The 11263-nt window shown below is 62.0% G+C and carries 10 protein-coding genes; 5 read left to right on the forward strand and 5 right to left on the reverse strand.

The genetic code is table 11. The features are described 5' to 3' along the window. The first annotated feature begins 352 nt into the window (after positions 1–352). The gene (locus FY112_RS04695) at positions 353–2893 is read left to right on the forward strand and encodes a methyl-accepting chemotaxis protein (RefSeq protein ID WP_151517829.1); all 2541 of its coding nucleotides are present in this window, start codon (positions 353–355) and stop codon (positions 2891–2893) included. A gap of 168 nt (positions 2894–3061) precedes the next feature. On the opposite strand, the gene FY112_RS04700 is transcribed toward FY112_RS04695, so the two are convergent. After that, the gene (locus FY112_RS04700; protein WP_017956816.1) at positions 3062–3913 is read right to left on the reverse strand and encodes a sugar phosphate isomerase/epimerase; all 852 of its coding nucleotides are present in this window, start codon (positions 3911–3913) and stop codon (positions 3062–3064) included. A gap of 344 nt (positions 3914–4257) precedes the next feature. Here FY112_RS04700 and FY112_RS04705 point away from each other — a divergent pair, with 344 nt between their 5' ends. Genes FY112_RS04705 through FY112_RS04720 form a run of 4 tightly spaced genes read left to right on the forward strand, consistent with a single transcriptional unit; the run spans position 4258 to position 8065 of the window. Beyond that, positions 4258–5145: a sugar phosphate isomerase/epimerase gene (locus FY112_RS04705; RefSeq protein WP_017956815.1), complete on the forward strand. Its 888-nt coding sequence runs from the start codon at positions 4258–4260 to the stop codon at positions 5143–5145. A 59-nt stretch (positions 5146–5204) separates the two neighbouring features. Then, entirely contained in the window at positions 5205–6374 is a 1170-nt protein-coding gene (locus FY112_RS04710) for a mandelate racemase/muconate lactonizing enzyme family protein (protein WP_026158221.1), read from the forward strand. A gap of 2 nt (positions 6375–6376) precedes the next feature. After that, positions 6377–7069 (forward strand): FadR/GntR family transcriptional regulator, encoded by a 693-nt coding sequence (locus FY112_RS04715; RefSeq protein WP_131620232.1) that lies wholly within the window; start codon positions 6377–6379, stop codon positions 7067–7069. Positions 7070–7090: 21 nt separating this feature from the next. After that, positions 7091–8065, forward strand: coding sequence for an NAD(P)-dependent oxidoreductase (locus FY112_RS04720; protein WP_151517830.1), 975 nt, complete (start codon positions 7091–7093; stop codon positions 8063–8065). Between the two features lie 78 nt (positions 8066–8143). Here the strand turns inward: FY112_RS04720 and FY112_RS04725 are convergent, their stop codons facing one another. From FY112_RS04725 to FY112_RS04740, 4 genes are all read right to left on the reverse strand, one after another. Next, positions 8144–9220: an ABC transporter ATP-binding protein gene (locus tag FY112_RS04725; RefSeq protein WP_151517831.1), complete on the reverse strand. Its 1077-nt coding sequence runs from the start codon at positions 9218–9220 to the stop codon at positions 8144–8146. After that, positions 9220–10329, reverse strand: a complete 1110-nt coding sequence (locus tag FY112_RS04730) for an ABC transporter ATP-binding protein (protein WP_151517832.1) — start codon at positions 10327–10329, stop codon at positions 9220–9222. Before FY112_RS04730 ends, FY112_RS04725 begins: the two co-directional genes overlap by 1 nt. Continuing rightward, the gene (locus FY112_RS04735) at positions 10326–10529 is read right to left on the reverse strand and encodes a hypothetical protein (RefSeq protein ID WP_017956809.1); all 204 of its coding nucleotides are present in this window, start codon (positions 10527–10529) and stop codon (positions 10326–10328) included. Before FY112_RS04735 ends, FY112_RS04730 begins: the two co-directional genes overlap by 4 nt. Continuing rightward, positions 10526–11263 (reverse strand): carbohydrate ABC transporter permease (locus FY112_RS04740; protein ID WP_151517833.1); only part of this gene is annotated, 738 nt, incomplete at its 5' end. The genes FY112_RS04740 and FY112_RS04735, both read right to left, overlap by 4 nt.

An 11263-nucleotide genomic window follows, 5' to 3' on the forward strand; every position in this document is an offset into this window, starting at 1 on the left:
CCAATTGCGCGGCGATGTGTTGCCACGGGTTGTCGGCGGCCGGCCCGAAGCAGATTGGTTCTGGAGGAGGTGTTGACTTCGATCAACACCGCCGCTGCCGGCGGCAATGCAAGCCTTATGGACATGGGCTGAATGACAAGACGAGGGCGCAGAAAATGCGCCTTCGTCCGCCTGCAGCATGTGCCGACCAAACTCGACACCATTGACCATTTTTTTAACAGTTGTGACTACTGTGATGGTCTGGCGTGATCGCTGCTACCGGCTGTCATCATGAAATGACCGCTGCCACTGCAGGCCAAGGCGAGGGGTCGCGTCGGAAAAAGAGCCAATTTTGCTGGGGTGGGGGCCATCTATGGCGCTGATTGATCGACTGTTGCAACGTATGCGGATCGTCACGAAGGTTCTCGTCTTCGTGGTGCCGCTGATCGTCCTGATAGCCGGGATCGGCCTGTTCGGCTATTTCACTGCCGGTACGCTCAACGGCCAGATGACCCTGACCCGGCAGACGATCGAAACCCTTTCCAGTTTTCAGCAACTGCGATCCTCGCTGACGGCGTTTACCGATCTGCCGAGTGCGGCCACGCGCGATCGGTTGACCGCCAGCATTTCGGATCAGGAAAAGGGTGCGGCGACGCTTGATGCGATGTTGACCGATCCGGCGCAGAAGCAGCAGATCTCTGCCGTGCGCGAACTTGGGGCCAAGATGCAGGGCGGCGCCGACGCGTTATGGACGGTGTCACAGGAGCGCGCCAATACCGAACAGTCGATCGACGGCGAAGTGGCCCGACTGTTCAAGGAAAGTCAGAGCGCCCGTCAGCAACTCGACGTGCTTCAGGATCAGGCGAACGGAAAAGAAGCCTTCGTTCGGGCCCTCCTTCTCGATGCCTCGGCCTATAAGGGCCTCGGGGAGCGCATTGCGAAATTGCGCAAGGCGACCGCACGCGCAGCCACCCCCGAGGATCTCGTCAAGGCTCTCGGCAGCCTGCTGCCGCCACTCGTCAAAGAAGCGGGCGCGAGTGAGGCGCTTGCATCCGAGAAGGCTCAAACCCAGATCGCCTTGGTGAAGCCGCTATTGGACAGGCTTGCTGCAATGGTCAAAGAAGGCAGCAATCTGTCGCTCGACGCCTACGCTCCCCTCGATCAGGAACTGCAACGTCTCGAGGAGCAGTTTGCAAAGCTCGCCGCTGCCAACGCGGACACGGCAATCGAGCGCTTTGCCGGCATGGATGCGAGTATATCGACACTTCGCTCGATGGTGGCGATCGTCAATGCCGCTTTCAAATCCATTGACGACCTGCGCTTGCACTTGAGCGAATTGAACAGGCGAGTCGATGCCGAGGCAAGGGATGCGGTTCTTGCGGATCTCAAGGCACTGCGCGAGAACGCTGCAAAGCTTGTACCCTTGAGCGGGCGAAACGCCGCTTTGCAGGATCTTGCCAAGAAAATCGAGCCATCGCTTGCCGCAATCGAAAAGCACACGTCGCTTCTGATATCGATCGCCGATCGCTGGCAGGCCAACAAGCAGGCTGCGACGGAGCTGGTGGCGGCGGCAAGTCATACACTCGAGCAGTTCGTCAGTACGGCGCAGGAGAGCGGCAAGGAAATCAGCCAGCGCTCGGCGACGATGTCGCTGTCGGCGATGATTGCAGGCACCGTACTTGCGATCATCGGTGGCCTCATGCTGATCGAAACCCTGCGCGGACCGCTGAAGCGGATCACCCAGACGATGATGCGACTGGCCGACGGCGATCTGAACGTTCCGATCGGCGACGGCAAGCGCGGCGACGAGATCGGCGACATGATCCGGTCCGTCACCGTCTTTCGCGATCATGCGCTTGAGAAGACCAGGCTGGAAGAGCTTGCCGAAGCAAACAGGGCGCGAGACGAACTGGAGCAGGCCCGCCGCGCCGCTGAGCAGGCGCGCATCGAGGCCGAACAGAGCGAGGCTCTGTCCGCTCTGTCTGATATGCTCGGCAAACTTGCCGATGGCAATCTTGCAGCCGTGATGAGCGAGGATCTGGCCGCCGATTACGTCGCCATGGCCCGAACCTACAACCACGCCATCGATGCGCTGCGCCTGACACTCGCCGAGGTGCGCAACACGACCTACGAGATCGCCGAGGGCAGCACCAACCTTTCCGGCGCCGCCGACGATCTGGCCCGCCGCACGGAACAGCAGGCAGCGTCCCTCGAGGAGAGTTCGCGGGTGCTGGGCGAACTCACCGCCAGCGTGCGAACGACGGCCGAAAACGCCCGCCAGACGTCGCTTTCAGTCGCCGAGGCGCACCGCCAGGCGGAGCATTCTGCGGCCGTTGTCGCCAAGGCGATCGACGCCATGGGCGCTATCAACCGGTCATCCGAAAAAGTCACCAGCATCATCGGCGTGATCGACGAGATTGCCTTCCAGACCAATCTCCTCGCGCTCAACGCGGGTGTGGAAGCGGCCCGTGCAGGAGAGGCGGGCAGAGGTTTTGCCGTCGTTGCGCAGGAGGTGCGTGAGCTTGCGCAGCGTTGCGCGACGGCCGCCCGCGAGATCAAGGGTCTGATTTCCACCAGCGCATCGCAGGTCGGCGCAGGCGTCCGGCTCGTCGAAGAGACCGGCCAGGCGCTTTCATCCATCATGGAACATTTCACCTCGATCAATGGACTGGTGCAAGTCATCTCGTCTTCGACCACCACGCAATACAAGGGGATCGACGAGGTCAACAATGCCGTTCGCGATGTCGAGCACATCACCCAGCACAATGCCGCCATGGTGGAGGAGAACACCGCGGAGATTCATCGGCTCCGGCATCAGGTGGAAGTGTTGAACGAAAGAATCTCCCATTTTCAGACCGCCGATATCCGCAAGGCATCGCCCGCCGCCCGCCCGCCGATGTCCCTGGTCTCCTGAGGGGATGTCTCCTGAGTGGACGCCTTCGGAAATCCCTCCGATATGCAAGGGAACCTGCTGCTCAATAAGAGCAGGCAGAAGGTGATCGCTCAGGCGTAAGGCGTGCCCGCCAGTGCAGCGTTCAGGCCGGCGGTTCCCCTATCGACCGCGGCGAGAATCGGTTGGTATTCATGCCGCCGCGTGCCATCCATTGCGGATATGGCGGTAGCCTTCGCGATAGACCGCTTCAGGTGTCTCGGAAAAGTCGCGCCAGACCTTTGTGGCGGCGGCGAGTTCCTTGAGCGCCCGACCGAAGGCCTCGATTGTCAGCCACCCGTCGTAGCCGCTCGCGCGTAGCGCCTTGAACGTCTCCGCCCAGGGAATGTTGCCGCGCCCGGGTACGCCGCGATCGTTCTCCGAAATGTGGACATGGACGATGCGGTCACTGTTTCGCGTGAAGGCGCCGATGGGATCGGCCTCTTCGATATTGCTGTGGAAGGTGTCGTACATGGCGCGGATATTCGGATGTCCGACCGCGTCGATATGGGCCGCAAGGTCGTCCATCGTGTTGAACAGGTAACATTCGAAGCGGTTTAGCGCCTCAAGCCCGATCGTGACGCCGTGCTTTGCTGCATGATCGCCGACCGCGCGTTGCGAGGAAATTGAGTGCTTGAGTTCCGCCGCGCTCGGCCCGCTTCCGGAAAATTTGCCGAGCGTCGAATGCAGCGGCCCGCTCAGCATCGTCGCGCCGAGCGCATCGCTGCAGTCGATGGCCCATTTCACGTAGTCGATGCCGCGCCTGCGGGTCGCAGCGTCGGGGGCGATCAGGTTCATCTGAGGGTCGCCCATGGCGGAAACGGCGGTCCGTTCCAGGCCGATCCGGTCGAGCAACGCCCCCAGCCGCCGGTAGTCGTCGGGTGCGCCCGAAAAGATCGGGATCTCGACGCCGTCAAACCCCGTGTCCTTGATATCGCGTAACAGTGCCTCGTGTTTCCGGCCGACACTTGTCGTCCAGAGGAACATGCACATGCCGATCTTCATCTCCCCTCCACTTGGCCCTGCGGCCACTGCGCGACGATTTCAACGTCCTATCGCTTTTCCAAATCTGGTCATACCAAATCTTCGAATCTGGTCAAGCCAGTTTATTGCACGCTTGGGTGCCGGATTCGCGCTAAAGCGGGTAATGCAGTATTAAATATCGATCGGCAGAAGAAATGTCGCCCTTTTGGCCCGTCTTGCAGAGGGTTAAGAATTGAGTTAGAGCTTTCAAATAACGAGAATTGGCCTAACCAGATTGCCGAAGGTGGCGAGAGTGGCCAACCATAACATGACCTTTTGCCGCCCGATTGGCGGTCGAACGTGCTGCAACTGTCTGGGAGGACCTCATGCATCTTTCGACACATAACTGGATGCGGGCCGAACCGCTCGCCGTCACGCTGAAGCGCATCAAGAAATATGGCTACGAGAGCATCGAGATATCCGGCGAACCGGCACAGTACGACGTCAAGGAGACCCGTGCGCTGCTGAAAGAGCATGGCATCCGCTGCTGGGGCGCCGTTACGCTGACGCTCGGCGAACGAAATCTTGCCGCCAGGGATGAAGGCCAGCGCGCCAGGTCAGTGGACTATGTCAAGAGCGTCATCACCATGGTCAGTGAACTCGATGGCGAGATCGTCACCCTCGTGCCGGCCACCGTCGGCAAGGTGGTGCCGGATGGCACCGAGGAGGAAGAGTGGACATGGGTGGTGGACGCCACCAAGGAGTGTTTTGCCCATGCCCAGAAGAGGGGCGTGCGCATTGCCGTCGAGCCGCTCAACCGTTTCGAGACCTATTTCTTCAACCGCGCCGCCCAAGCGCTGGCGCTTGCCGATGCCGTCAGCCCTGAATGTGGGGTGTGCCTGGATGCCTTCCACCTGAACATCGAGGAGGAGGACATGTATGAAGCGATCCGGCTCGCGGGAAAGCGCCTGTTCGATTTCCACGTCGCCGATAACAATCGTTTTGCCGCCGGCCTCGGCCATCTCGACTGGCCAAAGATCATCGGCACGCTGAAGGAGATTGGTTACGACGGCGCCGTCACCAACGAATTCGTCGCTCCGGTCGACCGGACGCCCGCCGCCAAATATCCAGACATGGTCGAGCGAAACCCTGTCGACATACCCCCGGAGCAGCTGAAATTCATCCAAGACCACGGCTCGAGCCTTCTCACTGAGAAGTTCTACGACGATCAGATGCGGATCACTGCCGAGACGATTCTGCCGCTGATCAAGTAACGAACGGAAAGACACATGCCATGCGGCTCGCGGGCCGTGCGGGGCAGGGGATCCGAGACATGCGCATCAAGACCGTAGAGGCCTGGTGGATTAAAATTCCCATCGAGGCCAGCCGTCAGCACCGCAGCGACTTCGGCCGACTGACGACCTTCGATAGCGCCATCCTGCGGATCGAAACGGACGACGGCATCGTGGGCTGGGGAGAGGGTAAGAATGCCGCGGGCAGTGCGGGCACCTACGGCACGCTGGTCCACATGATCAACCACGAGGTGGGGCCGAAGCTCATCGGCCGCGATCCTGCCGATATCTCCACCATATGGGAGATGCTTTACAACGGCGTACGCCACGAGACGGCGGCGCGTTCGGGTCACGCCATGCCGGAGATCGCGCGGCGCGGCCTTTCCGTCGCGGCGATCAGCGCGGTCGACATAGCGCTCTGGGACATTCTCGGCAAGTCGCTCGGCGTCCCGGTCTGGAAGCTGCTGGGTGGCCGCAAGGCCGACAGGTTGCCCGCCTATGCCTCGGGTGGTTGGGAGAGTGCGGAGCGGATCGGCGATCAACTCCGGTCCTATATCGCGGCCGGCGGTTTCAAGTCAGTCAAGATGCGCGTCGGCGCGATGGATGGTGCGCCGCATGTCTCGGCATCGCGCGTGCGGGCGGCGCGCAAAGCGGTCGGGCCCAACGTCGACCTGATGGTCGATGCGCACGGGACGTATACTGTTGCCGATGCGAAGCGCTTCATCCAGATGGTTGCCGATTGCGACCTCGCCTGGTTCGAGGAGCCGGTGATTGCCGATGACAAGCCGGGCATGGCGGAGGTGCGCGCGGCTGGGAACGTGCCGATCGCTGCGGGCGAGAGCGAGGCGACGCGTTTTGCCTTCCGAGATCTTGCCATGCTTCGGGCCGCCGACATATTCCAGCCGGATCCCGCCTTCTGCGGCGGCATTACGGAGGCGATGCGCATCAGTTCGCTGGCCAGCGCCTTCAACCTCCGTTTCGCGCCACATCTTTGGGCCGGCGCGCCCTGCTTCTTCTCCGGCCTGCACTTGTGCGCCGCTTCCCCGGCAAGCTTCATCATCGAATATTCGCTCGGCGCCAATCCGATGATCCATGATCTTGTCGAGGACACTGTGTCGGTGAAAGACGGTATGATAGAGATCCCGGACAGGCCTGGCCTGGGCTTCACGATCAATCAGCGGGTCCTGGAGACTCACGCGCAAAGACAGTGACGATGAAAGAAAACTCCCTCCTCTCCGATCTCGCGGCCCATCTTTTCTCGAACTCGAGCGGCAACGGCCGTACGCCTTCGGAGCGAGAGCTTGCGGAGCATTTCGGCGTCAGCCGGGGCCAGGTTCGCGAGGCACTGGCCATTCTGGAGGCAATGCGCATCGTCGAGCGCCGGGCCAAGTCGGGCATCTATCTGACGACCACAGAGGCGAGCGTGGAGGCAATGGCGCTTTTTGCCCGCGCCGGCGTGCCGCTTGATCCCATCCTGATCTATGAGACCGTGGAGCTTCGCAAGATCCATGAGATCAAGGCCGCGGAGCTCGCCTGCGATCGGGCGACAGCGGAGAATTACCAGCACTTGCGCGATATCCTCGCCGCGTCAGAGGCGAAGCTTGCCGCCGGCGAGGGGCTGGCGCGCGAGGACCGGGATTTCCATTTGGAGATCGTCCGCGCCACCAAGAATAGCGTCTTCCATCGGGTGTGCAGCGTCTACTACGTCATGGGCGAGCACCGCCTGCCGATCTATTTTGCCGACGCCGCCCGCAGCCGGCGCTCGCATGAAGAACATATCCGCATCTACGAGGCGCTACTTGCCCGAGACGGCAATCTCGCCCAGGCGCTCATGAGCGCGCATCTTCAAGGTGCGGAAAGCTATTGGAAGGGTCTTATCGGCGGTCCAGCGACGGCCGCCGGATAGGCGCAACCGGCGGGAGGGCCGATGAGCTTCATCTTTTCCACACATCCCCTGCACCCTGCGGCCAGGTCCATGCTTGAGGCTGCGGGTGATCTGCGCGTGGCTTCCGCGCCCGATCCCGAAACGTTGCTGCGAGAAGGCCGCGGCGCGGGCATCGTCGTCATACGTGCGCCGATCCCTCCGGCCTTCTTCGAGGATGCACCGGCGCTTCGCGCGGCGATCCGCCATGGCGCCGGGCTCGACATGGTGCCGATGGATGCGGCGACCCACGCTGGCGTGCTTGTCGCCAACGTTCCGGGCGCCAATGCCTCGACTGTTGCCGAGCACGTCTTCCTCGTGACACTGGCTCTGCTTCGGCGCTTCCGCCTGATGGACCGTGAACTGCGTCAGAACGGCTGGGCGGCGGGCCGCGCTCAGTCGGATACGGCCGTCGACCTCGCCGGCCGCACCATAGGCATCGTCGGTATGGGCAATGTCGGCAAGGCGATTTTCAAGATCGCGAAGTTCGGCTTCGGTCTGGAGGTGGTCGCCACGAGCCGGTCGCCGGAAAACGTGCCGGACGGCGTGCGTTTCCTGGCTATCGATGAGCTTGTTGCGACGGCCGACATCGTGGTGCTCTGCTGCCCGCTGACGCCGGAGACGACGGGCTTGCTCAATGCCGGTCGCATCGGGCGCATGAAGCCCGCGGCCATTCTGGTCAACGTCTCGCGCGGCCCGGTGATCGATGACGCGGCGTTGGTCGAGGCGCTGCGCGATGGTCGGATCGGCGGAGCCGCGCTCGACGTCTTCGCAACGCAGCCGCTGCCGCTCGACCATCCATATTTCGGCTTTGACAACGTCATCGTCACGCCGCATCTCGCTGGTCTGACGGAAGAGAGCATGATGCGCATGGGAACAGGCGCGGCGAGCGAAGCCCTGCGCGTCATCAAGGGCGACTTGCCCGTTAATTTGCGCAATCCCGAAGTGGTAGAACACTACCGCCGGCGCTTTCCCGCATAGCGCCTCGTCGCGACAACTCGAAATGCTCGCTGCCCTGCCGTGCCGCCGAGACCGCTGGCGTCCTTCGGACCGATCAGGTCAGCCCGCGTGCCGCAGGCTTACACCGCTTCCGGCGTCAAACAGCACGACTTTTTCCGGATTCCACGAAAAGCGAACCTCATCCTCGATCCGAAGCGCCGTCTGTGTCGGCACGGTCGCGTGGAGGAACTTCTCGCCGGTGCGCAGCGTCACGATCTTTTCGACACCATGGTTTTCCACGTCGTGAACCCGTGCTTCGCCGGGCGCGCCGCTGTCGAGAAAAATGTCCTCGGGACGGATGCCGAAGGTGAGCGGGCGACCGTCTGTCGCGATCCCGTGTCCGTTGCCGAGGGGCAGCCGATAGCCCTCGCTGGCCACTGCCTCGCCGCCGGCAAGCGTGCCGGCAATCAGGTTCATCGGCGGCGAACCGACCGCGCGCGCGACGAAGGTGTTGACCGGGTTTTGGTAGATCTCCTGCGGCGTACCCGTCTGCACCAGTTGACCATTGTTCAGGACACCGATCTTGTCGCCCATCGACATGGCCTCTATCTGGTCATGAGTGACGAAGAGGAAGGTCGCGCCGAGGTTCATCTGCAGGTTTTTCAGCTCGGTGCGAAGTGCTTCGCGAAGCTTCGCGTCGAGCGCCGAAAGCGGTTCGTCCATCAAGAAGACCCGCGGTTTGCGCACGATGGCTCGGCCGATCGATACGCGCTGCATCTCGCCTCCCGACAGCCGGTCCGTCTTGCGGTCAAGCAGATGCTCGATGCGTAGTGTCTTCGCAACGCGGTCGACGCGCTCCTTGATTTCTCCGGGTTCAACGCGACGGATACGGGATTTCAATGGAAATTCCAGGTTCTCCCGCACCGTATAGCGCGGGTAAAGCGAGTATTGCTGGAGCACCAGGGCCACATCGCGCTCGGCGGCACCCCAGTCGGCGACGTCCTGCCCGTCGATGAAGATCTGGCCTGCGGTCGGCTTCTCGAGACCGGCGATCAGGCGCAGCGTCGTCGTCTTGCCGGCGCCGGTCTGCCCGAGCAGCACGAAGAACTCGCCGTCAGCAATGTCGATGTTCAGGTTTTTCAGCGCCGTGTGGTTGCCGAAGGTCTTGGTGATGCCCTTGAGTTCGATATGCGCCATCAGAGTCTGATCCCCAGCGACGAGCCGGTCGCGGTGTTGAAGAAATGTGCCTGGGCAGGGTCGATGCGTGCCCAGACGGCTTCGCCGGGACCAGGCACGAAACCGCTCTTGGTGCGTGCCCTGATCATCTGGTGACCGACCTTCAGGTCCACGATGTCGTGCGAGCCGAGAGGCTCGATGATATGCGCTTCGACCGGCATGAAGCCCTCGCGGGCCTCCCGTGAAACGAGCACGCCCTCAGGCCGGACCCCGAGTGTCAGCTTGCCGTTCTCGGCCCTTGCGTCGGAGAGGCGATTAGCCAGCACGGCGGGGAACTCAAAGCCCGTCGTCTCGTCGCCGACCTGCACGCTGGTATGGCTGCCCGTTGCGCTGATGATCGCCGGCGCCATGTTCATGACCGGGCTTCCGACGAACTGGGCGACGAACTTGTTGGCGGGTTGCGCGTAAACCTCTTCCGGCGTGCCGACCTGCTGGAGGATGCCCTCGTGCATGATGACGATGCGGTCGGCGAGCGACATGGCCTCCACCTGGTCATGCGTCACGTAGATGGTGGTTGAACCCTGCTTGATATGCAAACGCTTGATTTCCGCCCGCATCTCTTCGCGCAGCTTCGCGTCGAGCGCACCGATCGGCTCGTCCATCAGCATGGCCTTTGGCCGTCGCACCAGCGCCCGGCCGATCGCGACCCGCTGCATGTCGCCGCCTGACAGCGCCGAAGGCTTGCGGGCCAGCAGACCGGTGATGCGCAGCACACCGGCGATCTCGCGGACCGACGCATCGACATCGGCACGGCTCATCCGGGTCGCGCGGAGCGGGAAGGCGATGTTCTCGTAGACCGTCATGTGCGGATAAAGCGAGAAGGATTGGAATACCATGGCGATATCCCTGTCGGATGCCTTGATATGCTGCACCGGCTGCCCGTCGATCAGAATGTCGCCTTCGTCGATCGTCTCCAGCCCCGCGACGGCGCGCAATGTCGTCGTCTTTCCGCAGCCCGATTGTCCAAGCAACACGATGAATTCATTGTCGGCGATGGCGAGATTAAGGTCTTTGATGACCTGGACGGCACCGAAATATTTCTGAATCCCGCGAAGTTCGATCTGCGTCATGAATGGTTGCCTTCGTCTGGTTGCGCGTCGCGGGGGATTTTGGTCGCCACCATGAAGGCGATCAGTCCGACGAGCGTCATCGTCATGCCGTAGCGGTGCAGAAACAGGTTCCAGGGCTGGCAGAGCGCGACGATGCCCAAGATCATGAGATACTGCGAACCGGGTTCGAGATATTTCTGGTTGAAGGCGCGAAAGGTCATTTGCGGATCGCTCCGAAGCTCATGCCGCGCAGGAGATGGTTCCTGAGCAGGAAGGTGAAGATGGCGACCGGTAGCAGGAACAGGAATGTGCCGGCGGCAATCACCGTCCAATCCGGCAGGCCTGAGCCGACCTGGCTCGGAATGAAGGGTGGAGCCGTTTGCGCGCGCCGGTTCGTCATGATCAGCGCAAATGCATATTCATTCCAGGCCGTGATGAAGCAGAAGACCGCGGTTGCGGCGATGCCGGTGGCCGCTTCCGGGATGACGATCTTGAAAAAGGCCTCCATCCGCGTGTACCCGTCGACGAGCGCGGCCTCCTCGTATTCCTTCGGGATCTCGTCGATGAAGCCCTTCATCAGCCAAACGGAGAAGGAAAGGTTGAAGGCAGTGTAGAGAATGATGAGACCCCAATGCGTGTCGTTGAGGCCGACGACGCGGTACATGAGGAACATCGGGATCGCCACGACGACGGGCGGCAGCATGCGCGTCGACAGGATGAAGAAGAGAAGGTCTGCCTCCCCCTTCACTTTGAAGCGCGAGAAGCCGTAGGCCGTGAATGTCCCCATGCCGACAGCCAGCACCGTGGACGTGATGGCGACGATCAGCGAGTTCATGAAGCGGTTCGGATAGCCGGAGGGCTGCACCTCGCCGCGGCCGGAGCGAACGATCTTCTCGCCGCCGTCGAACACCATCCGCTCCCACCAGGGGGCGGCGGCATATTCTTCAGGGGTAGG

It is taken from the genome of Rhizobium sp. PEPV16 (genome assembly GCF_008919455.1).
Classification (GTDB): domain Bacteria; phylum Pseudomonadota; class Alphaproteobacteria; order Rhizobiales; family Rhizobiaceae; genus Rhizobium; species Rhizobium leguminosarum_Q.